The sequence below is a fragment of the Streptomyces sp. NPDC047841 genome (assembly GCF_040704085.1).
In the GTDB taxonomy this organism is placed as follows: Bacteria; Actinomycetota; Actinomycetes; order Streptomycetales; family Streptomycetaceae; genus Streptomyces; species Streptomyces argyrophylli.
On sequence record NZ_JBEYRP010000004.1, the window covers coordinates 84,283 to 108,714 of the forward strand.

18 protein-coding genes are annotated in these 24,432 nt (G+C 70.3%); 9 read left to right on the plus strand and 9 right to left on the minus strand.

Annotation, left to right across the window (positions count from 1 at the left end):
- Nucleotides 1–26: 26 nt before the first annotated feature.
- The 5 genes from AB0947_RS07180 to AB0947_RS07200 all read right to left on the minus strand — a co-directional run bounded on the left by AB0947_RS07180 (nt 27) and on the right by AB0947_RS07200 (nt 6,705).
- Nucleotides 27–1,403, minus strand: a complete 1,377-nt coding sequence (locus AB0947_RS07180) for an alpha-amylase family protein (protein ID WP_366749256.1) — start codon at nt 1,401–1,403, stop codon at nt 27–29.
- Between the two features lie 177 nt (nt 1,404–1,580).
- Nucleotides 1,581–3,248 carry an alpha-amylase family glycosyl hydrolase gene (locus AB0947_RS07185; RefSeq protein ID WP_366749257.1) on the minus strand — a complete coding sequence of 556 codons (1,668 nt, stop codon included), beginning with the start codon at nt 3,246–3,248 and terminating at the stop codon, nt 1,581–1,583.
- Nucleotides 3,249–3,398: 150 nt separating this feature from the next.
- Nucleotides 3,399–4,304, minus strand: a complete 906-nt coding sequence (locus AB0947_RS07190; RefSeq protein WP_366749258.1) for an ABC transporter permease subunit — start codon at nt 4,302–4,304, stop codon at nt 3,399–3,401.
- Nucleotides 4,305–4,323: 19 nt separating this feature from the next.
- On the minus strand, nt 4,324–5,328 hold the full coding sequence (locus tag AB0947_RS07195) for a sugar ABC transporter permease (protein ID WP_366749259.1): 1,005 nt from the start codon (nt 5,326–5,328) through the stop codon (nt 4,324–4,326).
- Between the two features lie 102 nt (nt 5,329–5,430).
- The gene (locus AB0947_RS07200; RefSeq protein ID WP_366749260.1) at nt 5,431–6,705 is read right to left on the minus strand and encodes an extracellular solute-binding protein; all 1,275 of its coding nucleotides are present in this window, start codon (nt 6,703–6,705) and stop codon (nt 5,431–5,433) included.
- Between the two features lie 377 nt (nt 6,706–7,082).
- Here AB0947_RS07200 and AB0947_RS07205 point away from each other — a divergent pair, with 377 nt between their 5' ends.
- A complete protein-coding gene (locus tag AB0947_RS07205; RefSeq protein WP_366749261.1) occupies nt 7,083–8,117 on the plus strand; it encodes a LacI family DNA-binding transcriptional regulator in 1,035 nt (344 codons plus the stop codon).
- 69 nt (nt 8,118–8,186) lie between these two features.
- Entirely contained in the window at nt 8,187–9,047 is an 861-nt protein-coding gene (locus AB0947_RS07210) for a phosphatase PAP2 family protein (protein WP_366749262.1), read from the plus strand.
- Here AB0947_RS07210 and AB0947_RS07215 read toward each other — a convergent pair.
- The gene (locus AB0947_RS07215; RefSeq protein WP_366749263.1) at nt 9,029–12,049 is read right to left on the minus strand and encodes a bifunctional [glutamine synthetase] adenylyltransferase/[glutamine synthetase]-adenylyl-L-tyrosine phosphorylase; all 3,021 of its coding nucleotides are present in this window, start codon (nt 12,047–12,049) and stop codon (nt 9,029–9,031) included. The genes AB0947_RS07210 and AB0947_RS07215 overlap by 19 nt on opposite strands.
- 862 nt (nt 12,050–12,911) lie before the next feature.
- Nucleotides 12,912–13,835, minus strand: coding sequence for a DUF72 domain-containing protein (locus AB0947_RS07220; protein WP_366749264.1), 924 nt, complete (start codon nt 13,833–13,835; stop codon nt 12,912–12,914).
- A gap of 127 nt (nt 13,836–13,962) precedes the next feature.
- On the opposite strand from AB0947_RS07220, the gene AB0947_RS07225 reads away from it, so the two are divergent.
- The 4 genes from AB0947_RS07225 (at nt 13,963) to AB0947_RS07240 (ending at nt 19,605) form a co-directional block, all read left to right on the plus strand.
- Nucleotides 13,963–14,859: an alkaline phosphatase family protein gene (locus AB0947_RS07225; RefSeq protein ID WP_366749265.1), complete on the plus strand. Its 897-nt coding sequence runs from the start codon at nt 13,963–13,965 to the stop codon at nt 14,857–14,859.
- A gap of 1 nt (nt 14,860) precedes the next feature.
- On the plus strand, nt 14,861–16,114 hold the full coding sequence (locus AB0947_RS07230; RefSeq protein ID WP_366749266.1) for an MFS transporter: 1,254 nt from the start codon (nt 14,861–14,863) through the stop codon (nt 16,112–16,114).
- Nucleotides 16,111–17,133 carry a TolB-like translocation protein gene (locus AB0947_RS07235; protein ID WP_366749267.1) on the plus strand — a complete coding sequence of 341 codons (1,023 nt, stop codon included), beginning with the start codon at nt 16,111–16,113 and terminating at the stop codon, nt 17,131–17,133. Before AB0947_RS07230 ends, AB0947_RS07235 begins: the two co-directional genes overlap by 4 nt.
- A gap of 141 nt (nt 17,134–17,274) precedes the next feature.
- Nucleotides 17,275–19,605, plus strand: coding sequence for an Orn/Lys/Arg decarboxylase N-terminal domain-containing protein (locus AB0947_RS07240; RefSeq protein ID WP_366749268.1), 2,331 nt, complete (start codon nt 17,275–17,277; stop codon nt 19,603–19,605).
- Nucleotides 19,606–19,622: 17 nt separating this feature from the next.
- Here AB0947_RS07240 and AB0947_RS07245 read toward each other — a convergent pair whose 3' ends face one another.
- The gene (locus AB0947_RS07245; protein WP_366749269.1) at nt 19,623–20,972 is read right to left on the minus strand and encodes an MFS transporter; all 1,350 of its coding nucleotides are present in this window, start codon (nt 20,970–20,972) and stop codon (nt 19,623–19,625) included.
- A gap of 105 nt (nt 20,973–21,077) precedes the next feature.
- A complete protein-coding gene (locus AB0947_RS07250) occupies nt 21,078–21,185 on the minus strand; it encodes a glutamine synthetase (RefSeq protein WP_366749270.1) in 108 nt (35 codons plus the stop codon).
- A 240-nt stretch (nt 21,186–21,425) separates the two neighbouring features.
- On the opposite strand from AB0947_RS07250, the gene AB0947_RS07255 reads away from it, so the two are divergent.
- From AB0947_RS07255 to AB0947_RS07265, 3 genes are all read left to right on the plus strand, one after another.
- Nucleotides 21,426–22,976, plus strand: a complete 1,551-nt coding sequence (locus tag AB0947_RS07255) for a proline-rich domain-containing protein (protein ID WP_366749271.1) — start codon at nt 21,426–21,428, stop codon at nt 22,974–22,976.
- Nucleotides 22,973–23,833, plus strand: a complete 861-nt coding sequence (locus AB0947_RS07260) for a DNA adenine methylase (protein ID WP_366749272.1) — start codon at nt 22,973–22,975, stop codon at nt 23,831–23,833. Before AB0947_RS07255 ends, AB0947_RS07260 begins: the two co-directional genes overlap by 4 nt.
- 152 nt (nt 23,834–23,985) lie before the next feature.
- Nucleotides 23,986–24,432: a winged helix-turn-helix domain-containing protein gene (locus AB0947_RS07265; protein ID WP_366749273.1), complete on the plus strand. Its 447-nt coding sequence runs from the start codon at nt 23,986–23,988 to the stop codon at nt 24,430–24,432.

Genomic DNA, 24,432 nt, shown 5'->3' on the forward strand with positions numbered 1-24,432 from the left:
GGTTTCACGCTCCGTCAGACGAGGGCTCAGCAGCTCGACTTGCCGGCGTAGAGCGCGAGGGCCGTGTTCGAGCCGAGGGTGGCGGTGAACTGCCCGCTGGAGTTCACGGTCACCGGGGTGTTGTTCTGGACGTTGCAGTACGTCCCGGCCGGCAGGGACGTCTGGTAGGTGCGGGTCAGGGACGAGGACTCGTGGTTGATCGCCACATAGCCCTTGCCGCCCCGGCCGAACGCGATCGCGTTGTTGCCGTTGTCCCACCAGTTGGTGACCGCCTGGCCGCGGGTCGCGTTGCGGAAGGCGACCATGGACTTGATCTCGGGCCAGGCGTGCTGGCACTTCCAGCCGTCCTGCCAGCAGGCGTTCACCTGGCCGCCGTTGGGCGGGCCGGCGTCGGCGTCCGACCACTCGTAGCCGGAGTTGACGTCGGGGGCGCCGTAGGGCCAGGCGAGCATGAAGACGTTGGCCAGCGTGTAGGTGGCGCCGCTCTTGTAGTTGAGCGTGCTGCCGTTGCGCTCGGTGTCGTGGTTGTCGACGAAGACACCGGCGACCGAGCTGTTCAGGTAGCCCCAGCCCTCGCCGTAGTTGGTGAGGTAGGCGAGCTTCTCGCTGGTGAAGACGCGCTTGAGGTCATAGGCGTAGCGGAACTCCTGGACGTCTCCGTTGCCGGTGTACTCGGAGGGCTGGACGGCCTCGCCCGCGCCGTAGATGACCTCCTGCTTCCAGTAGGCGGACGGGTTGGTCAGGCGGCTCTTGATGTTCGCGAGGTCGTCGGCCGGGATGTGCTTGGCCGCGTCGATGCGGAAGCCGTCGACGCCGAGGCCGAGCAGGTCGTTCAGGTATCCGGCGATCGTCTTGCGGACGTACTCCTCGCCGGTGTCCAGGTCGGCGAGGCCGACGAGTTCGCAGTGCTGGACGTTCCAGCGGTCGGAGTAGTTCGACACCTGGGACGTGCAGTCGTCGAAGTCGTAGACCGAGTACTGGCCCGGGTAGTCGTACTTCGTGTACGACGAGCCCCCGGTGCCGGTGCCGCTGCCCGCCGACATGTGGTTGATCACGGTGTCGACGACGACCTTGACCCCGGCCGCGTGACAGGTGTTCACCATGTTCCGGAAGGCCGTGCGGTCGCCGAGGCGGCCCGCGATCTTGTACGACACGGGCTGGTACGACGTCCACCACTGCGCCCCCTGTATGTGCTCGGCGGGCGGGGAGACCTGGACGTATCCGTAGCCGGCGGGGCCGAGGGCGGTGGTGCACTCCTTGGCCACCGACGCGTAGTTCCACTCGAAGAGGACGGCGGTGACGTCCTTGGTGCCGGGCGGGGAGGCCTCGGCGGCCGTCGGGGTCATGCCAACCAGAGCGGCGGCTGTGAGGGCGACCGCCGTGGGGAGGGTTCTGCGTGCCATGTGGGGTTCCTTCGACGTTGAAGGCAACGGGATCGCTGAAGGCGCTTGCTGAAATATTTCAGCAAGCTTGCGGTGACGCAGATGTTAAAGGCCCGCTGGCCGAAGCGCAGCGGGCCGTTGTGAACTTGATGCAAGAACTTTCAGACGGGGCCTCAGAAGCGGCTCCGCGTACGGCCGTCAGTCCGCCGTCGTCCACCAGACGGTGGTGTCGGCGGGCACCTTGGTCTCGCCGTCCGCCTCGGTCACCTCGCCGCTGGTGAGCAGGACACGGCCGTACGACGGGGTCGTCACCGACTCGCCCGTGGTGTTCGCGACGCACACGAAGTCGCCGCGCCGGAAGGCCAGGACGCCCTCGGGCGCCCGCAGCCACTCCACCGCCTCCCCCGCGCCGAGGTCCGGGTGGGCCCGGCGCGCGCGCAGCGCGGCCCGGTACAGCTCCAGCGTGGAGCCGGGGACGCCGGTCTGCGCCGCCACGCTCAGCCCGGCCCAGTCGGCGGGCTGCGGGAGCCAGCTGCCGCCGCTGCCGAAGCCGTAGGAGGAGCCCTCGCGGGTCCACGGGATCGGCACCCGGCAGCCGTCGCGGAAGCCGTCCTGGCCGGCGCCCCGGAAGTACGCCGGGTCCTGGCGCACCTCGTCGGGCAGGTCCACGACGTCCGGGAGGCCCAGTTCCTCGCCCTGGTAGATGTACGCCGAGCCGGGCAGGGCGAGCATCAGGAGGGTGGCCGCGCGGGCGCGGCGCAGACCCAGCTCCCGGTCCCCGGCGGTGCGGATCTGGGTGCCGAGGCCGGGCGGGTTGGCGAAGCGGGTGGCGTGCCGGGTGACGTCGTGGTTGGACAGCACCCAGGTGGCGGGGGCGCCGACCGGGCGCATGGCTTCCAGGGTGCGGTCGATGACCGCCCGCAGTTCCTCGGCGTCCCACTCCGCGCTCAGGTACTGGAAGTTGAAGGCCTGGTGCAGCTCGTCGGGGCGGACGTAGTGGGCGGTGCGCTCGATGGTCGGGGTCCACGCCTCGGCGACGAAGATCCTCTCCCCCGCGTACTCGTCGAGGATCCTGCGCCACTGGCGGTAGATCTCGTGCACGCCGTCCTGGTCGAAGAACGGCATGACATCGTTGCCCAGCAGCTTGAGCTGGTCGTGGGCGCCGAGGTCGGGCAGGCCGTCGGCCTTGACCAGGCCGTGGGCGACGTCGATGCGGAAGCCGTCCACGCCCATGTCCAGCCAGAAGCGCAGGATGGAGCGGAACTCGTCGCCGACGGCCGGGTGGTTCCAGTTGAAGTCGGGCTGCTCGGGGGCGAACAGGTGCAGGTACCACTCCCCGTCGGCCACACGCGTCCAGGCCGGGCCGCCGAAGATGGACTCCCAGTCGTTGGGCGGGAGTTCGCCGTTCTTGCCCTTGCCGGGGCGGAAGTGGTAACGCTCGCGGAGCGGGGAGCCGGGGCCCTCGGCGAGGGCGCGCTTGAACCACTCGTACTGGTCGGAGGAGTGGTTCGGGACCAGGTCGACGATGATGCGCAGGCCGTGCGCGTGGGCGTCGCGGATGAGTGCGTCGGCGTCCAGCAGCGAGCCGAACATCGGGTCCACGGCGCGGTAGTCGGCGACGTCGTAGCCGGCGTCGGCCTGCGGGGAGGCGTAGAAGGGGCTGAGCCACACGGCGTCGACGCCGAGGTCACGCAGATAGGGCAGGCGGGAGCGTACGCCTTCCAGGTCGCCCATGCCGTCGCCGTTGCTGTCGGCGAAGCTGCGCGGGTAGACCTGGTAGATGACCGCGTCCCGCCACCAGTCGCGGCGGTCGGCGACGGAGACGGCGGAGTGGCGGGCCGGTGCGGCGGAGTGCTGCTGGCTCATGGCGTCCTTGATACGTAACTGGGGCGTGGTGGGCAGTCGGTGGGTGCGGCGGCGAGGCGGGCCGCGGTGACAGCGGGGTCTGGGGGTCCCCCCGGGTCGGGCGAAGCCGGGAGCTGGGGAGGCACCGCGGCCGCCTGGTCGGTGTGGGCGTCAGCCCTTGGTGCCGCCGGCGGTGAGACCGGTGACGAGGTTCTTCTGCACGAGGTAGAAGAACACGGTCACGGGTATCGCGATCAGCACCGCGGTGGCGGCCATGTAGTTCCACTGGGCGTCGTGCTCGCTGACGAAGGTCTGCAGGCCGACGGCGAAGGTGTACTTGGAGTCGTCCAGCAGGAAGGTGGTCGCGAAGGCGACCTCGCCGACGGCGGTGATGAAGTTGTAGAACGCGGCCACGGCCAGGCCCGGGCGGGCCAGCGGCAGGATGAGCCGGAAGAAAGTGCCGAAGGGGCTGAGCCCGTCCACCCGGCCGGCCTCGTCGATCTCGAAGGGGATGGTGTCGAAGTACCCCTTGAGCAGCCAGGCGCTGTACGGCACGGCGGTGGAGCAGTTGATGATGATCAGCGCCCAGTAGGTGTCGATGAGGCCGAGCTCGCTGAAGATCTCGTACATCGGCACGATCAGGATGGCGATCGGGAAGGCCTGCGTGAGCAGCAGGACCCACATCAGCTGCTTGTAGCCGGGGAAGCGCATGCGGGAGACCGCGTAGCCGGTGGTGGCGGCGACGAAGACACCGATGAGGGTCGTGCCGAGGGCCACGATCATCGTCGACTTGAACCAGTCGAGGAACCCGGTGTGCTCCAGCACGAAGCTGTAGTTGGAGAAGCTGAACTTGCCCGCGATGCCGGCCGGGTGCAGGTAGTCCTCCTTGTCCGGGCCGAGGGACAGGTAGAACAGCCAGGCCACCGGGGCCAGGGCGATGAGGCTCGCCACGACGAGCCCGCCGTGCAGCAGGGCGGCGCCGGCCGGGCCGCGCTCGCCGCGCCGGCGCACGCGGCGCCGGGGCGCGGGTGCGGGGGCCGGGGCGGTCTCGGTCTTGTCCAGGGTGGTGGTGCTCATGGCGGCGGCTCCTGCGGCGTCAGACGGCGAGCTGGTCATTGCGCTTCAGCCAGCGGAAGTAGAAGGAGGTGAAGACGGTCAGGATCGACAGCAGCAGCACGCCGTACGCGGCGGACTGGGCGAAGTCGCGCGGCTGCTGGCCGAAGCCCAGCTGGTAGGCCCAGGTGACGAGGATCTGGGCGTCCGGGGCGGAGTTCTTGCCGAACAGCAGGAAGATGATGACGAACTGGTTGAAGGTCCAGATGATGCCGAGCAGCACGACGGTGGAGCTGACCGAGCGCAGGCCGGGCAGGGTGACGTGCCGGAAGCGCTGCCAGGCGCTGGCGCCGTCCATCTCGGCGGCCTCGTAGAGCGAGGAGTCGATGGACTGGAGGCCGCCGAGCAGGGACAGCATCATGAACGGCACACCGCACCAGGTGTTGACCATGATCGCGGAGAACCGCTGCCAGAAGGTGTCCTCCAGCCACTCCGGCTGGGGCAGGTGGAGGGAGCCGAGGATCTGGTTGAGCACGCCGGAGTCGGCGAGCATGATCCGCCAGGAGAACACGGTGACGAAGGTCGGCACGGCCCAGGGCAGGACGAGCAGCAGCCGGTAGACGGTGCGGCCGCGCAGCTTCTGGTTGAGCATGAGCGCGAGACCGAGACCGATGCCGTAGTGCAGGGCGACGCAGGCGGCCGTCCAGAACACGGTCCACAGGAAGTGCGACCAGAACCGGTCGTACGCCGTCGGGCCGAAGAGGATGTCGTGGTAGTTGTCCAGGCCGATGAACTTGTACGTGGCGTCGATGTGGTTGACGCCGATCGTGCGCGCCGAGTTCAGGCTGTTGGCGTCGGTGAGGGTGAGGTAGAAGCCACGGACCAGCGGGTAGCCCACGAGGACGCCGAGCACGACGACCACCGGGGCGATCATCGCGTAGGCGTACCAGTACTTCTGCAAACCGTTTCTGACGCGCTGCCCCAGCCCGGGCCGAGGCGCGCGGTCACCGCGGCGCTTGCCGGTCGCGCGGTCGATGGCGACTGTCATGGTTCGACACCTTCAAAGATCAAGGGGTTGGGCCGGGCACAGGGCGGTGGCCGTCGGATCCTTCCCCCCGTTCCCGCGGGAGGGATCCGACGGCCACGCGGGCTACTTGCTGAAGCCGTTCACCAGCTTGGAGATGGCCAGCTCGGCGTTGCCGAGGCCCTTGTCCAGCGACTCCTTGCCGCTGGCGACCTTGGGCAGCTCGGTGTCGAGCGGACCCCACAGGGAGCTGTACTCGGGCAGCGCCGGGCGCGGCTGGGCGGCGGCCAGGACGCCCTGGTAGCCGGCGATGCCCGGGTCGGCCTTGACCTTGTCGGTGTAGGCGTCGGAGCGGGTGGGCAGGGTGGAGTTCTTCAGGGCGATGGTCTCCTGCGCCTGCGCCGAGGTCATGAACTTGACGAACTTCAGGGCCGCCGCCTGGTGGGCCTTGTCCGAGCCGGCGTAGACCGAGAGGTTGTGGCCGCCGGTCGGGGCGCCCGCCTTGCCGGCGGAGCCGGCCGGGACGGTGGCGATGCCGAGGTTGGACTTGTCCGAGAAGGCCGAGCCCTTGTAGAAGTTCGTGATCTCCCAGGGGCCCTGGATGATCGCGGCGACCTTGCCGTTGACGAACGCGTCCTGGATGTGGGCGTAGGCGTCGGCGGTGGCGTCGGCCTTGTGCAGGCCCTTGCCGGAGAACAGGCTCAGCCAGGTGCCGTAGGCCTTCTGGGCGGCCGGCGAGTTCACCGTGATCTTCTTGGCGGCGACGTCGACGGTGTCCGTGCCCTCGCCGTAGAGGAAGGTCTGGGCGTAGTAGGCCTGGGTGGAGCCCCAGTAGCCGTCGACCTTGGCCTTGTCCTTGATCTTGGCGGCGTCGGCCTTCAGCTCGTCCCAGGTCTTGGGGGCCTCGGTGATGCCGGCCTTCTTGAACAGGGCCTTGTTGTAGACCAGCGCGAGGGTGTCGGTGACGAGCGGCACGCCGTAGGTCTTGCCCTCGTACTGGGCCTGCTTGATCAGGTTCGGCTCGAACTTGCCCTGGTCGGCGAGGGCCTCGGTGCCGTCGAGGGGCAGGAAGAAGCCCTTCTTGGCGAAGGCGGGGGTCCAGCCGACCTCGGAGCGCAGCACGTCCGGGGCACCCTTGGCGCCGGCCGCGGTGTCGAACTTGTTCTGCGCCTGGTCGAAGGGGACGTTGACGTACTTGACCTTGACGTCCTTGTGGGCAGCCTCGAACTGCTGGACCAGGGCCTTGTACGTCGGCGCCTCATTGGTGGCGTTGGAGGTGTCCCACCAGGTGATGGTGACCGGGCCGTCCGACTTCCCGCTGTCGCTGTCGCTCCCGCCGCACGCCGTCGCCGTCAGGGCGAGGGACGCCACCAGCGCGGAGGCCGCTATGCCACGCCGCATGAGTTCTCCTTGAGGGTAAAGCCCGAGTGGTACAGGGGACGGTCCCGTCCGCCCCTGCGACTTGCCGACTGCGCCGTTGCCGCGGCCGGGCGACTGGGAACGTAACAGCCATGTAAGCGTTTCGAAAGACCTTGCAGAAAAAAAGTGCAAGGCGACACGATGGTTACCCCGTCGTGACCAGCCGTCGACCGTGGCGCGGCCCAATGGCGCGGGCGCTGAGCGGCGGTGACGGCACTTGTGCAAGACTTGCAAGCTCTTGCCACCCACATTCCCGAGGGAGCGCGATGACGCAGCAACCCACGGCAGGCCGTGCGCCCGCCCGCGCCCGGCGTCCGGCCGGTGTGCAAGGGAAGATACGACCGGTACAGTCCAGTGGCGTGACCACACGGCTTGCCGACATCGCTGCGCAGGCGGGGGTGAGCGAAGCGACCGTCAGCCGGGTCCTCAACGGCAAACCGGGAGTCGCCGCCACCACCCGCCAGTCCGTGCTCGCCGCACTGGACGTGCTGGGCTACGAGCGCCCGGTACGGCTGCGGCAGCGCAGCGAGGGCCTGGTGGGCCTGATCACGCCGGAGCTGGAGAACCCGATATTCCCCGCCCTGGCGCAGGTCATCGGCCAGGCGCTGACCCGCCAGGGCTACACGCCGGTGCTCGCCACGCAGACCCCGGGCGGGTCGACCGAGGACGAGCTGACCGAGATGCTGGTGGACCGCGGGGTCGCCGGGATCATCTACGTCTCCGGACTGCACGCGGACACCACCGCCGACATGCAGCGCTACGAGCGGCTGCGCGCCCAGGGCGTGCCGTACGTGCTGGTGGACGGGTTCTCGCCGAAGGTGCAGGCGCCGTTCATCTCCCCCGACGACCGGGCGGCGATGTCGCTGGCGGTGACGCACCTGGTGTCGCTGGGGCACACCCGGATCGGGCTGGCGCTCGGGCCGAAGCGGTTCGTGCCCGTGCAGCGCAAGATCGAGGGCTTCGTCCGCGCGGTGCAGGACCAGCTGGGGCTGGCCGCCCAGACCGTCGAGACGGAGCTGATCCAGCACTCGCTGTACACCCTGGAGGGCGGTCAGGCGGCGGCGGCGGCGCTGATCGACCGGAACTGCACGGCCGTGGTCTGCGCCAGCGACATGATGGCGCTGGGCGCGATACGGGCGGCCCGGCAGCGGGGCCTGGAAGTGCCCCGGGACGTGTCGGTGGTCGGGTTCGACGACTCCCCGCTCATCGCCTTCACCGACCCGCCGCTGACCACGATCCGCAAGCCGGTCCCGGCGATGGGGCAGGCGGCGGTGCGCACGCTGCTGGAGGAGATCGGCGGGACGCCGGCGCCGCACAGCGAGTTCGTGTTCATGCCGGAACTGGTGGTGCGCGGTTCCACCGCTTCGGCGCCGCATGTCCTCCGTACGTCGTAGGAGGTGCGCCGCGGACCCGACCTTGGGATGATCGGCCGAGGGAAGGCTTGTCTGGCAGACTCTGTGCCTATGAGTGACTCGACCGTGACAGAACCGGAAGGTCGCGAGGAGGTGGCCGTTCCGCGGGCCGTCACGGGCGAGGCCCCACGTGGTCCGCTGGGCCGGCTGCGGCGGCCCAGGCGGCCCCGGCTGTGGTTCGAGATCCTTCTGATCGCGGTGAGTTACTGGACGTACTCGCTGATCCGCAACGCCGTGCCGGAGCAGCGGTCCGCGGCGCTGCGCAACGCGGACTGGATCTGGCGCGTGGAGCACGCGCTGGGCATCGGCGTCGAGCAGTCGGTCAACCACGCCGCGAACTCGGTGACTTGGCTCATCATCGGGATGAACTACTACTACGCCACACTGCACTTCGTCGTCACCATCGGGGTGCTGGTCTGGCTGTACCGCCGGCATCCCGGCCGCTACGCGGCGGCCCGGCTGGTGCTGTTCGCGACCACGGGCGTGGCCCTCGTCGGTTACTACCTGTTCCCGCTCGCGCCGCCCCGGCTGATGCGCGGCGGGCACTTCGTGGACACCGTGATGGCGCACCACACCTGGGGCTCGATGGCCTCCGGGGACCTCAAGCACATGTCCAACCAGTACGCGGCCATGCCGTCGATGCACATCGGCTGGTCACTGTGGTGCGGGCTGACCGTCTGCGCGCTGGCGTCGGTGCCGTGGGTGCGGGTGCTGGGGCTGCTGTACCCGGCGACCACCCTGCTGGTGATCGTCGCCACCGCCAACCACTTCTGGCTTGACGCGGTGGGCGGTGTGCTCTGCCTCGCCTTCGGGTTCTCGGTGGCCCGGGCGTGGTACGGCAGCCTGCCGCACACGCTGCCCCGGCGGGTCCCGGCCCGGACCCCCGCGCCGGCTCAGGCCCTGTCGCCGTAGAACAGCTCCTCCACCACCGTGCGCGCCCGGCGGGTGGTGCGGCGGTACGCGTCCAGCATGTCCCCGGCGTGCCCGGCGCCGTAGCCCAGGTAGCGGCCGACGGCGGCCAGCTCGCGCGGCTCGGTCGGGAAGGTGTCCCCGGCCCGGCCGCGGACCAGCATCACCGCGTTGCGCACCCGGGTGGCCAGCACCCACGCCTCGTCCAGGATCTCCGCCTCCTCCGCGGACAGCAGCCCGGCCCCGCGGGCGGCGGCCAGGGCCTGGCGGGTGCGGGTGGTGCGCAGGGCCGCCTCCTGGTGGCCGTGGCGCATCTGGATCAGCTGGACCGTCCACTCGACGTCGGACAGACCGCCGGGGCCCAGCTTGGTGTGCAGCTTGGGGTCGGCGCCGCGCGGCAGCCGCTCGGACTCCATGCGGGCCTTCAGCCGGCGGATCTCGCGGACCCCGTCCTCGGTGAGGCCCTCGGCCGGGTAGCGCAGCGGGTCGGCCAGCTCGACGAACCGGCGGCCCAGGTCCGCGTCGCCGGCGACCGGCTCCGCCCGCAGCAGCGCCTGTGACTCCCAGACCAGGGACCACCGGCGGTAGTACGCCTCGTACGACTTCAGGGTGCGCACCAGCGGGCCCGACTTGCCCTCCGGGCGCAGGCCGGCGTCGATGAGCAGCGGCGGGTCGGCGCTGGGCAGCTGGAGCAGGCGGCGCATCTCGGCGACCACCTTGTTCGCGGCGGCGGACGCCTCGTGCTCGTCCACACCGTCCTGCGGCTCGTGCACGAACAGCACGTCCGCGTCGGAGCCGTAGCCCAGCTCGTGCCCGCCGAAGCGGCCCATCCCGATGATCGCGAACCGGGTGGGCAGGGTGTCGCCCCAGCCCTCCCGGACCACCGCGCGCAGCGTCCCGGCGAGCGTCGCCTTGGTGAGGTCCGAGACGGCCGCGCCGACCCGGTCCACCAGGGCGCCCTGGTCGGCCTCGGCGGGGCTGGTCTCGGTGCCGTAGGAGCCGACGATGTCGGCGGCGGCGGTGCGGAACAGCTCGCGGCGGCGGACGCCACGGGCCGCGGTGACACCCTGCGCGGCGTTCTCCGCGCGGCCCACGGCGGCCAGGATCTCCTGTTCCAGCCCGGCCCGCTGCCGCGGCGCGAGACCGCCGCCGGCCGCCGCGGGGCCCGCCCCGCTGCCGTCGCCGAGCAGGGCCACCGCCTCGGGGGCGCGCATCAGCAGGTCGGGGGCGAGGCGGCCCGCCGACAGCACGCGGGCGAGGTTCTCGGCCGCCGCGCCCTCGTCGCGCAGCAGGCGCAGGTACCAGGGGGTCTTGCCGAGCGCGTCGGAGACCTTGCGGAAGTTCAGCAGGCCGGCGTCCGGGTCGGCGGAGTCCGCGAACCAGCCGAGGAGGACCGGCAGCAGGGTGCGCTGGATCGCCGCCTTGCGGGACACGCCGGAGGCCAGGGCCTCCAGGTGGCGCAGGGCGGCGGCCGGGTCGGCGTAGCCGAGCGCCACCAGGCGTTCGCGGGCCGCCTCCGGGCGCAGCCGGGCCTCGCCGGGGGCGAGTTGGGCGACCGCGTCGAGCAGCGGGCGGTAGAAGAGCTTCTCGTGCAGCCGGCGCACGACGCCGGTGTGCCGCTTCCACTCGCGGTTCAGCCCGGCCACCGGGTCGGCGCGCAGGCCCAGGGAGCGGCCGAGGCGGCGCACGTCCGGCTCCGCCTCCGGCACGAGGTGGGTGCGGCGCAGGCGGTACAGCTGGATGCGGTGCTCCATGGAGCGCAGGAAGCGGTACGCCTCGTCCAGGCGGGCGGCGTCCTCCCGGCCGACGTAGCCGCCCGCGGCGAGGGCCGTCAGGGCGTCCAGGGTGGTGCCGCTGCGCAGGGCGGGGTCGGTGCGGCCGTGCACCAACTGCAGGAGCTGCACGGCGAACTCGACGTCCCGCAGGCCGCCGGGGCCCAGTTTGAGCTCGCGGTCGATCTCGGCCGCCGGGATGTTCTCGACCACCCGGCGGCGCATCTTCTGCACGTCCGCCACGAAGTTCTCGCGGTCCGCCGCCTGCCACACGAGGGGTTCGAGGGCCTCGATGTACGCCTCGCCGAGCGCCGCGTCGCCCGCCACCGGGCGGGCCTTGAGCAGGGCCTGGAACTCCCAGGTCTTCGCCCAGCGCTGGTAGTAGGCGAGGTGGCTGCTGAGGGTGCGCACGAGGGGGCCGTTGCGGCCCTCGGGGCGGAGGTTGGCGTCCACCGGCCAGATGGAGCCCTCGACGGTGGTCTCGGAGCAGATCCGCATCAGGTGCGCGGCGAGTTTCGTCGCGGACTTCAGCGCCTCGGTCTCGGGGGTGCCCTCGGCCGGTTCCGCCACGAAGATGACGTCCACGTCGGAGACGTAGTTCAGCTCGTGGCCGCCGCACTTGCCCATCGCGATCACCGCGAGGCGGCAGGCGGCGGCGTCCTGCGGCGCCGCGCGTTCGGCGAGGGACAGCGCCGCGCGGAGGGTCGCCGTGGCCAGGTCGGCGAGCTCCGCGGCCGCCTGGGCGACGTCCGTGGTGCCGCAGACGTCGCGGGCGGCGATGGAGAGCAGGCAGCGGCGGTAGGCGACGCGGAGCGAGACCGGGTCGGTGGCCTCCGCCAGGCCGCGCTCGAACTCCGCGACACCCGGGTGGAGGTCGTGCGGCTCGTAGGTGACCAGGGCGTGCCAGTCGCCGGGGTGGCGGGCGAGGTGGTCGGCGAGGGCGGCGGAGGCGCCGAGGATGCCCAGCAGGCGGTCGCGCAGCGGCTTGGCCGCGATGAGGGTGTCCAGCAGTTCCCGGTGGGCGGTGGGGCCGGGCTGGGCCTCCAGGAGGCGGACCAGGCCGTGCAGGGCGAGGTCGGGGTCGGCGGTGGCGCCGAGGGCTTCGAGGAGGACGGGGTCGTCGCGGACGGGGGCCAGTTCGGGGCCGTCGAGGAGGCGTTCGGCGGCGGACGGGTCGGTGAAGCCGTGCCGCAGCAGACGGGTGAAAGTGCTGCTCCTGCGCCCCGGCGTCATGTCCGTGGTCTCCCCTCGGATCCGCTGTCGTCCTGGCCAGAGCCTAACCGGAGCGGGTGCCGTCCGGCGGTTGGGGCGGACGAGGTGGTGGGGCGGGGGGTGGGGTGCGTCCGGCGGTTGGGGTGGAGGGGGCGGAAGCCGCGCCCGCGGCGGCCGCCGGCCTTTGCCCGGAAACCCCGCCGGCCGGGGCCCGCCCCCGCTTCGGCACACTCCGATGCCTGCGGCACCGCCGCCCCGGCGGGCGCCACCAGCCCTGTGCCGGCGGCCCGTCCGTGCCGGGTGCCTGTCCGTGCCGGGTGCCTGTCCGTGCCGGATGCCCGTCCGTGCCGGATGCGTCCGTGCCGGATGCCCGTCCGTGCCGGATGCGTCCGTGCCGGGTGCCCGTCCGTGCCGGATGCGTCCGTGCCGGATGCCCGTCCGTGCCGGATGCCCGTCCGTGCCGGATGCCCGTCCGTGCCGGATGCCCGTCCGTGCCGGGCGGGCGGTCCTGTGCCTGCGGCGGCCCGTCCCGGTGAGTCGTGGCCCGGGTCGCGCCTGCCGGGGGGTGGGGGTCGGGGCCGCGCCGGGTGGTGTCCGTCCTCGGTCCGGCGGGCTGTTGCTCGTGCGGTGCCGGGGTTTTCGCCGGCCGCTGCGGGCGGACACCACCCGACACGTCCCCTTCCCGCCGTACGCGGGTGCGGGCCGTCGCCGGTTCCCGAGTGGCCTCCCTTCTATGCCGGTCCTGCCTGGGCGGGGGCCGCCGTGGGCGACTGCGGGGGCGTCGCGGCCCCGGTTACGCCGGGCGCGGGTGCGGGCCGTCGTGGGTCCCGCTTGCCCGCCCGCCTCCGGCGGCCCTGCCTCGCCGGGGCCGCCGTGGGTTCGGTCATGCCGGGCGCGGGTGCGGGGCCTCGTGGGTTTCCGCTTGTCCTCCCGCCTCTGTCTCGTGCGGGGCGGCGCGGTGTTGTTGGTGTGGGAGTGTCGTCGCCAGCAGGTCGCGCAGTGTCTGGGCCGCCGTCGGGGCCGCGTCTCCGCAGCAGTTGTTGAAGAGGATGTGCACCTCCTCGGCCTGGGCGGCCGCCTGCCGGATGGGGGGCAGCCAGGTGGCGAGTTCCCGCTCGGTGTAGCTGTGGCGGAAGCGGTCCTCCTTCGTGCCCTTTCCCCAGTGGGGGCTGCGGCCGTGGAAGCGGAGCAGGTGCAGGCGGGGGGTGGTGACGGGGGCGGGCGGCGGGGCGTCGGGGGTGTCCGTGGCCACCGCCGTCGCGTTCAGGTCCCCGAGGAACGCCGCCGTACGGTTCGCCCGGTCGGGGTGCCACCAGGCGGGGTCGCGGAACTCCACGGCGAAGGGCCAGTCGTGGGCGCGTTCGCGGGCGGCGCGGACGAAGGCCTCGGCCTCCGGGCCGGGGGTGAGGGAGGGCGGGTACTGGAAGAGCAGGGTGCCCAGGCGGCCGGCGTCGCGGAGCGGGGCCAGCGCTTCGGCGTAGCGGGTCCAGACCTCCGTGCGCAGGGCCTCGTCGCGGGGGTGGTCCCGCAAGTCGGGCGGCAGGGCGGCGGGGCGGGTACGGTGGCCGGTGAGCAGGGAGAATGCCTTGACGTCGAAACGGAAACCGGGAGGTGTGCGTTCGGCCCACAGGGCGGTGGTGCGCGGGGCCGGGAGGGCGTAGTACGGGGAGTCCGCCTCGACGAGGGGGAAGCGCGTGGCGTAGTGGCGTAACCGCTTCTCGGCGTCCCGGTGGCCGGGTGGGTACCAGCCGCTCCGGAGCAGCGCCGGGTCGGTCCAGCCGCAGGTGCCGATGAGGATGTCCGCCATGCGGACGCGAGTACCCGGCGTTCACCGGGTTTTCACCCGCGGGGTTGGCGGGCGTGGGCCACGGGCTTGTCGGCATGAGCATGCTCTGTCCGCACCGCCAGCCGCCCATCCTTACCCGGAGGTTGATGTGTCCGGCAGTTCTGCTCGTTCGGCGTACCGCCGTGCCCGCGCCGTCGTGGCGTCCGCGGCCGCCCTCGCCGCGGCCGCGGTCGGGCTGTGGACCGGGCTCGGGGAGGGGTCCGCGCACGCCGCGGGCGCCGTGCCCAGCCCGGACCACGTGGTCGTCGTGGTCTTCGAGAACCATGCCTACAGCCAGGTCATCGGCTCCTCCAGCGCGCCGTACATCAACTCGCTGAAGGCGGGGGGTGCCAACCTGACCCAGTCGTACGCCGAGACCCACCCCAGCCAGCCGAACTACTTCGCGCTGTTCTCCGGGTCGACGCAGGGCATCACCGACGACAGCTGCTACACCCCGGGGTTCTCCTCGGCGCGCAACCTCGCGTCCGAGCTGATCGCCGCCGGCCGCACCTGGGCCAGCTACAACGAGACCCTGCCCAGCCAGGGCTCCACGACGTGCAGCAGCGGCAACTACGCGCGCAAGCACAACCCCTGGTTCGGGTTCAGCAACGTGCCGACCTCGACCGCGAAGACGTTCGCCCAGTTCCCGACGGACTACTCGACGCTGCCGCAGGTGTCGTTCGTGGTCCCGAACCTGTGCAGCGACATGCACGACTGCTCGGTGTCCACCGGTGACACCTGGCTGAAGAACAACCTGGGCGCCTACGCGACCTGGGCCAAGACCCACAACAGCCTGCTCGTCGTCACCTTCGACGAGGACAACCGGCTGAGCGGGAACAAGATCCCGACCGTGTTCTACGGGCAGCCCGTCGCCGCCGGGTCCAGCTCCTCGACCACGTACAACCACTACGACCTGCTGCGCACCCTGGAGGACTCCCAGGGCCTGACCACGCACGCGGGCAACGCGGCCTCCGCCCAGGACATCACCGGGATCTGGGCGTCCTGACGTGTACGTAGCGGACAGCCGTGCGAGTACGTCCGCTCAGGGTGCCGTCCGGCCTGCGGCCGGGCGGCACCGTGCGGCGGTCGCGCCGACCGTGCTCGCGCTGGGGACGGTGAGCCTGGTCACCGACGTCTCGTCGGAGATGGTGACGGCGGTGCTGCCGCTGTACCTGGTGACCGGCCTGGGTCTGTCGCCGTTGGGTTTCGGCCTGCTCGACGGCGTCTACAACGGGTTCTCGGCGCTCGTGCGCCTGGTGGGCGGGCACTTCGCCGACCGGGGCGGCGGGCGGCACAAGTGGGTCGCCGGGCTCGGCTACGGCATCTCGGCCGTGTGCAAGCCGCTGCTGCTGGTGGCGCACACGCTGACCCCGATCGGGCTGGTGCTCGCCGCCGACCGGACCGGCAAGGGGCTGCGCACGGCGCCCCGCGACGCGCTGATCTCGCTCGCCAGTACGCCGGAGACGCGCGGGCGGGCCTTCGGGGTGCACCGGGCGATGGACACGGCCGGGGCCCTGCTCGGGCCGCTGGTGGCGTTCCTGATCCTGCGGGCCACCGTCGACGGGTACGACGCGGTGTTCACCGTGAGCTTCTGCGTCGCCGTGCTGGGCGTCCTGGTGCTGGTGCTCTTCGTGCCGGGCGGGCGGGGCGGCGCGGTCCCGGCCGAACGGCCGACGGTCCGGGCGGCCCTCGCCCTGCTGCAAGGCCGCGATCTGCGCCGGATCACGGTGTGCGCGCTGCTGCTGGGCCTCGCCACGGTCAGCGACTCCTTCGTCTACCTGCTGCTCCAGCGCCGCCTCGGCGTCCCGGACCGCTGGTTCGCGCTGCTGCCGCTGGGCACGGCCGCCGCCTTCCTGCTGCTGGCGGTGCCGCTCGGCCGGCTCGCGGACCGGGTGGGCCGCTGGACGGTGTTCCTGGCCGGCCACGGCGCGCTGCTCGTCGTGTACGCGCTGCTGCTCACCTCCTGGCACGGCACCGGCCTGCCGTACCTCGTGCTCGCCCTGCACGGCTGCTTCTACGCCGCCACCGACGGGGTGCTGATGGCCGCCGCCTCGGACAGCGTGCCGGAACGGCTGCGCTCCTCCGGGCTGGCCGTCGTGCAGACCGGGCAGGCGCTGACCCGGTTCGCCTGCTCGCTGCTGTTCGGCGCGGCCTGGACGGTGTGGGGCGACCGGGCGGCGCTGGCGGGCGCGGCGGTGGCGCTGGCCGTGTGCGCCGCGTCCTCCCTCACCCTGCGCCCGAAGGGAACGGTGCCCGCATGACGACCGTACGCACCCGCGTCCTGATCCTCGTCTCGGCCGTCTGCGTGCTGGCGGCGGTCGGGCTGGCGTCGGTGCTGCACGCCTCCGCGCGGGCGGACCGCCGTGACCGCGCACAGGCGGGCGGGCCGAGCGTCACGCCGGGGACGGTGACGCTGCGCGAGCCGGGGCGGCTGGTGTTCCGCAACATGGCGTGGGGCCCGCACCGCGACGAGCTGACCAGCGTCCCGGCCTCCGCCCCGGACGCGCCGCGCACCGCCTCCGGCCTCAAGTGCCTGCGGTTCTACGCCGCCTCGGGCACCGGCGTGTGCCTCCAGGCCGTGCACGGGCCGGTCTCGGACACCTACCGCGCGCTGATCCTGGACGCCCGCCTGCGGACCGTGGACCGCTACGACGTGCCGGGCATCCCCTCCCGCGCCCGGGTCTCCCCGACCGGGCACTTCGCCGCCTGGACGGCGTTCGTGGGCGGCGACTCGTACGCCGGGACGGACTTCTCCACGCGCGCGGCCATCGTGGACACCCGCACCGGGAAGCTGATCCCGTCCCTGGAGGCCTTCCGGATCGTCAAGGACGGGCGTCCGTACCGGGCGGCGGACGCCAACTTCTGGGGGGTGACGTTCGCGGCCGACGACCGCACCTTCTACGCGACGCTGGCCACCGAGGGGCGGACGTACCTGGTCCGCGGCGACCTGCGCCGCCGTACCGTCACCACGCTGCACGCCAACGTGGAGTGCCCGTCCCTGTCACCGGACGGCACCCGGGTCGCGTACAAGAAGCGGGTCGCGGGGCTGCCGAAGGACGCGCCCTGGCGGCTGTACGTGCTGGACCTGCGCACGCTGCGCGAGACCCCGCTCGCCGAGCCCCGCAGCGTGGACGACCAGGCGGTGTGGAAGGACACCCGCACCCTCGTGTACGCGCTGCCCGGCGACTACGGCGCCGACCTGTACGAGGTCCCGGCGGACGGCTCCGGCCGCCCCCACCGGATCAGCTCGGCGGCGGTGTCACCGGCGTACCTCGGCTAGCCGCGCCGGGGTCAACGCGACAGCCCGGGTTTTCCGTCGTTCCGGTGGTTTGCCGCACGCCGCCCCCGTCGTCGTCCGCGGTCACGGCCGAGACTTTCCGGCGGGGTGGCCGGGTGGCCGCCGGGGAGGCGAGGGCACGCCATGGCCGACAGCAGGATCCTGGTCGCGGTACCGCAGCACCCACGGGCCGAGGGCGCCGGGGCCGAGCAGCTGCGCAAGATCCGGGACGCCGTGGAGGCGGACGGCTTCGAGGTGCGCTGGGCGGTCACCGCCGAGGACGCCGAGGCCGTGCTGCGGACCGAGGCGGGCCTCGCCGCGGCCGTGGTCGCCTGGGACCTGCCCGGCGCCGCGCCCGCCCCGGCGGACGGCACTCCCGGCGGGGACCCGGGCGGGGCCGCCGTACTGCGCCGGATCGGGCGGCGGTTCCGGGACCTGCCGGTGTTCCTGGTCATGGCCGAGGAGGGCGTGCGGGAGCTGCCGCTGTGGGTGTCGGAGACGGTCGTCGGGTACGTGTGGCCGCTGGAGGACACCCCGGGGTTCATCGCGGGCCGGATCACCAGCGCGGCCCGCGCCTACCGGGAGGACGTGCTGCCGCCGTTCTTCCGGGCGCTGCGGCGCTTCGACGACGCCCACGAGTACTCCTGGCACACCCCGGCCCACTCCGGCGGCGTCGCCTTCCTCAAGTCGCCCGCGGGGCGAGCCTTCCACGACTACTTCGGCGAACGGCTGCTCCGCTCCGACCTGTCGATCTCGGTGGAGGAGCTGGGCTCGCTGTTCGAGCACACCGGCCCGATCGGGGAGGCGGAGCGCAACGCGGCCCGCGTCTTCGGCGCCGACCTCAGCTACTTCGTGCTGCACGGCGACTCCACCTGCAACCGCCTGGTGGGCCACTTCAGCGTCACCCGTGACGAACTGGCGCTGGTGGACCGCAACTGCCACAAGTCGGTGCTGCACGGCCTGGTGGTCTCCGGCGCCCGGCCCGTCTACCTGGTGCCCACCCGCAACGGGTACGGCCTCGCCGGGCCGCTGCCCCCGGCGGAGCTGGCGGCGGACTCGATCGCGGCCCGGATCGCCGCGCACCCGCTGGCCGAGGGGGCCGTGTCCCGCGAGCCGCAGTACGCGGTGTTCACCAACTCCACCTACGACGGCCTGAGTTACGCCGCCGTACCGGCCGCGCGGGCGCTCGCGGCCAGCACGCCCCGGGTGCACTTCGACGAGGCGTGGTTCGCGTACGCCCGGTTCCACCCGCTGTACCGGGGCCGGTACGGCATGTCGGTGGACGCGGACACCTTCCCCGGGCCGGACCGTCCGACGGTCTTCGCGACCCAGTCCACGCACAAGCTGCTGGCCGCGCTGTCCCAGTCGGCGATGGTGCACGTACGGCCCGCGCCCCGGGCGCCGGTGGAGCACGACCGGTTCAACGAGGCCCTGATGATGCACGGCACCACCTCGCCGCTGTACCCGATGATCGCCTCGCTGGACGTGGCGACGGCGATGATGGACGGCCCGCAGGGCGAGTGGCTGGTGGACGAGGCGGTGACGGAGGCGGTCCGCTTCCGGCAGGAGATGGTCCGGCTGCGCCGGCGGGTGGAGAGCGCCGGGGACCGGCCGCCGTGGTTCTTCGGCGTCTGGCAGCCGGAGGAGGTCACCGACCCGGCGACCGGCGCACGCCTGCCCTTCGAGGAGGCCCCGCCGGAGCTGCTGCGCACGGAACAGTCCTGCTGGCTGCTGGAGCCGGGCGCCGCCTGGCACGGCTTCCCCGGGCTGACCGAGGGCCACTGCATGCTGGACCCGGTCAAGGTCACGCTGACCTGCCCCGGCGTCACCGCCACCGGGGAGATGGCCGAGGAGGGCATCCCGGCGCGCGTGCTGACCGCGTATCTGGCCACCCGGAACATCGTGGTCGAGAAGACCGACAGCTACACCGCGCTGATCCTGTTCTCGATGGGCATCACGAAGGGCAAGTGGGGCACGCTGCTGGACGCCCTGATGGACTTCAAGGCCCTGTACGACGCCGACGCCCCGCTCGTCCGGGTCCTGCCCGGGGCGGTCGCCGCGCACCCTCGCCGCTACTCGGGCCTGACCCTGCGCGAGCTGTGCCGGCAGATGCACGAGCAGCTGCGCTCGGCGCGCCTGGTGGAGCTGCTGGACACCGCCTTCCAGCAGCTCCCGGAGCCGGTCCACCCGCCGCAGCACTGCTACCAGCGGCTGGTGCGGGGCGGTACCGAGCGGGTGCGGATCGCCGACGCGGCGCACCGGGTGGCGGCGGCGATGGTCACGGTCACCCCGCCCGGCATCCCGGTCCTCATGCCGGGCGAGTCCACGGGCGCCCCCGACGGCCCCCTCCTGCGCTACCTGACGGCCCTGGAGACCTTCGACCGCCACTTCCCGGGCTTCCGCAGCGAGACCCACGGGGTGACGATCGACGAGGACAGCGGGGAGTACGGGATCGAGTGCCTGCGCGAGCAATGAGCCGGCCGTCGGACGCGTCACGGGGCGGTGGCCCGAGCCGTCCCGGCCGGCCCGCACCGCCACGCCAGGCCCGCCGCCAGCAGGTAGGCGAGGGCGCCGAAGGCCATGCCGAGGCGCACCCCGGAGCCGTAGCCGGCACTGGTCGCCAGCAGACTGCCGCCGAGTGCGACGCCGGTGGCGCTGCCGATCTGCCGGGTGGTGTTGAACAGGGCGGAGGCGGCTCCCGCGTACGCCCGCGGCGCGGCGCCCATCACCGTGGCGGTCGAGCCGGTCAGGGCGAAGGAGGTACCGAACCCGGCGGCCATCATGGGCGCCACCAGCAGCGGGTAGGCCGGATCCGCCCCGGCGGCGGCCCAGCCGGCCAGCCCCAGTGCGCCCAGGAGCATGCCGGTGACCACCAGCGGGCGGTCTCCGGTACGGCGGGTCAGCCGCCCGGACAGGACGGAGGCGAACATGGTCACCGCCACGGCCGGGAACAGCGCCAGTCCGGTCCGCAGCGCGCTGAAGCCGCGCTGGTGCTGGAAGTACAGGCTGGCGGTGAACACCATGCCGTAGAAGCCGAAGTTGAACAGAAGCCCTACGACGGCCGCTCCGCCCATGGCCGGTGAGCGCAGCAGCCGCAGGGGGAGGGCCGGCGCCCGGGCGAGCCGCTCACGCAGCGCGAACCCGGCCACGGCCAGGGCCGCCAGCCCCAGTCCGGCGAGGACGGCCGGGTCGGACCAGCCACGCCGTCCGGCCTCGTTCAGGGCGGCTGTCAGCAGGGTGACGGCCGCCACCACGGCGGCCTGGGCCGGCCAGTCCACAGCCCGGTCCGGGTGCCGCGGCGAGGGCGCTACGAACCGCGCCGTCAGGACCAGGCAGGCCGCGCCGACGGGCACGTTGATGAGGAACACCCACCGCCAGCCGACGGTGGACACCAGGAGCCCGCCCAGCAGGGGCCCGGCGGAGGCGGCGATCCCCGCCATCGACCCCCACAGCCCGAAGGCTCGCGAACGCGCCGCCGGCTCGGGGTAGGCCTCCTGGAGCAGGGCGAGCGAGCCGGGAACGATCAGTGCCGCGCCGAGCCCTTCCACCAGCCGGGCCGTGACGAGGGCCGGGGCACTGGGCGCGCCCGCGCACAGGGCCGACGCCACCGTGAACAGCGCCACTCCCGAGCAGAAGACCCGCCGGTTGCCCAGCCGGTCACCGAGCGCTCCGCCCGTCATCAGGAACCCGGCGAGGACGAGGGTGTACCCGTCGGTGATCCACTGGATGCCGGTGAGCGAGGCCGCCAGCTCACGGCCCACCGCGGGCACGGCGACATTGATGATCGTGACGTCCAGGATGACCATGAAGTACCCGGCGCACACGGCGAGCAGCGGTGCCACAGGCGCATGCTAGGACCGGGCGAACGCCGGATCGACGACCTCGGGTGCGTGTTCACGGCCCTAGGGGCCGACGATCGATGACCGCCGGCCCCTCCGGGATCGGACCTACAGCACCGGCAGGTTCTTCCGCAGCTCGAACGCGGTGACCTCCGACCGGTACTCCTCCCACTCCTGCCGCTTGTTGCGGAGGAAGTGGCGCCGAGGATACGCCACCAGCCAGGACTGGTCACAGCACACCGCTGACCAGCAACGTTATGGCTGTTGGTGGTCGTTGTTGGTCGGTCGAGGCCGCCCTCCCACGGCCCACGCACGGCCCCACCGCTCAGCGTTTCCTGAGGCTTCTGACCATCGTTACCCAGGGGGTAGATCTTGCCGTAGTCATGGACATACTGTAAGTAGATGATGATCGCAGCCGCTTCCAAGGTTCTGCGAGTTTAGCCCTGGGGGGGATGCATGATCGACATGTCGGCATGGGAAGAGATTAGCGTCGACGTGGTCGACGAGCTGGAATTAGACCCGAAGAACGTGCGGCTGGAACTCGGGGAGACTGCCCCCGAATCAGACATCATCCATGACCTATTCCACAACGAGAAGGCGCTCACTCTCGTTGAGAGTATCTGCAAAGTCGGGCTACTGACACACGAAACTCCCATAGCCCTCAGGAGAGATGGCGAACTAGTTGTCGTTGAGGGAAATAGACGCGTAGCAGCACTGAAGGCCATCCAGAATCCCTTTCTGGCCCCCGGACATCAGGCCCGGATCACAAAAGCCAGAAATGGCGTGGACCTGAATAGGCTGCGGCGCGTATCGGTGAAGATAGCACCCAACGAGGACGAAGCTAATCAACTCATCGCCGCCATCCACACCGGAAACCAACGGGTGAGTTGGTCGCCCGCACGACAGGCGGCATTCTTTCAAGCTCAAATCGACTCAGGAAAATCCCCGGAATACCTGATCGCACACTACCCGACCGTCGAAGTAAAAAAGTTCATCATTCGGAGTCAGATACTCAAGCTGTTTCGTGATGCCAATTACCGCGACGACTCTCTAAAGCAGTACGTTAAGACCCGCACCTTCCCCGTTTCTGTACTGGCCAGGCTTTACAGTAATGAAGAGTTCCTACTCCTTGCCCAAATACAAATAGACGAAAATGAGCCCAAGGTCAACCTGGGATCGACACAGACCCAGTTCGATAAGCTCGCCGAGAAAATCGTCGGAGATATAAAGAGCAAGCGAATCAATACGCGAACTCTCAACTCAACGAAGTCCGAGTCATACGCGGACTACATGGACCAGATCCGCGAACTCGTATCTTCCTACGACGAGAGCGATGAGGCACCCCCCTCAAACATGAGCAAGCCTCAGTCGGCGTCCACAAACACTCAACCCCCCTACAGTGCGGCACCACAGGGTCCGAACCCACCAGCCCAGCAGAAAGCACCACAGGGTCCGAACCCACCAACCCAGCAGAAAGCACCACAGGCGGCCACGGCCTCCGCACCTCCTACTCAAGCGCAGTCGAAGCCAAGCGACAAGCCAAAGGAGCTAAGCCCGAATTACCTCAACCTAAGCCAAATCAAGATCGACCCAAGTTACCCTCCCGCAATTCGTAAGATGTGCGAGGAGCTTGCGGCCATCAATGTCAGGAAGTTCCCTAATGCCACCCTCGATCTGCTGCGGACCTTCTTGGAGAAAACAATCAAGGCCTACGCAGAGAAGCTAGGAGTGGACCTTAAGAGGCATGCAGGACAGCAACAGAGCGGCGGGTTCATCCAACTGGGACACTGTCTGAACTGGCTCGAGGAACACCTTAAGGCGACGAATAAGACGGCCTTCGTTCAGGTGATCAAAAAGATTCGAGGAAATAAGCTCGGGGGCTACATCCCTACCGTGGACCACATGAATGCCATAAACCACAACCATCACGTGTTTGCCACAGCGGATGAAGTGAAAGCCTGCTGGGACGGCATGGAGGGCCTGATTAGGGTGATGCTGAAGCCATGAATAATTCAGGCGCCTCCATGAGGCATCACAAGAAGCCGATCATCTCGCCGCTACGCTATCCCGGCGGCAAGGCGTCTCTCTACACACGATTGCGCGCGATTGTGCGAGCTAACGATTTAACTGCTGGCACATACGTAGAACCCTATGCGGGCGGTGCCGGCGCGGCTCTCGGCCTTCTCGTGACTGGTCAGGTCCGACGCATCGTGATCAATGATCTAGACCCGGCAATCTACGCCTTTTGGAAAGCTGTAACCAGCGAACCGCTGGCCATCTCCCGGATGGTCGAAAAGGCCGAACTGACTGTTTCCGAATGGTCTCGCCAGAAGGACATCTACCTCAACGCCCCACGCGACGACTATCTGAATCTCGGATTCGCCACCTTCTTCTTGAATCGAACGAACCGGTCTGGCGTGTTGAATGGTGGTCCGATCGGGGGGATGGATCAGACCGGGAAATATAAGATCGATGCTCGCTTCAACCGGTCCACTCTTGTCGAACGGCTACGTCTAATCTCTCTACACGCCAAAAGAATTTCGGTCACCAACACTGATGGCATGACCGTGATTAAGAGATACTCGAAACGCGAGAACACTCTCATTTATGCCGACCCACCGTATTTCGAGAAGGCTGGGTCTTTGTACCTCAACTCATTTGAGGACGCACACCATTCCTCCCTCGCCGCATGTCTGAACTCAGTGAGTGATGCCAAATGGTTGCTTACCTATGACAATGTCCCGAGAGTTCCAGAACTTTATCCTGACAGGAGGCGTGAGGTTTTCTCTCTGAATTACTCGGCTCATAGGGTTACCAAAGCGAATGAAATCATGGTCTTCTCTGATGCACTAACGGTTGCATGAGCATCTGATAGCGACTGTGGGCCTCTTCAAACCACGGAGGTTCCGTCGAAGCAAGCAACTCCCGCAGTAGCTCACACCGAGGGCTGAAACATGTCGTGGCATGCGAAGCTTGGAGCCAGCATCCATGAAGCCTCGGACAGAAGGGTGAACAGGTGCCGCAGGCCAGTCCGCGAGGTACGTACTTGCAGGTCTCTGAGTCTCTGCGCCAACAGATCGATTCAGGAGACGTAGCTGACGCCTTGCCGTCGGAGGCTGCCCTCATGCAATCCCACGGTGTCTCTCGTAACACGATCAGGCGCGCGCTCAAGGCACTGGAAGCCGATGGCATCGTGGTGTCGGCCCCCGGCATCGGATGGCGCATCGCCCGAGACAACGACCGACGCTCCCTCTCAGAGCGGATGGCTGATCTGATCGTGGAAGATTCACTCTCAGTGGGGGACACCTACCCGTCTGAAGCGAAGTTGTGCGAACGGTTCAGCGTCTCCCGTACTGCCGTGCGCCGTGTACTCGCCCAGATGGAAGGGAACGGCCTGCTCGCCACCGTTCACGGCAAGGGACGAACCGTACGCGCTCTCCCAACCCCGACCGGCCAGCCGTAG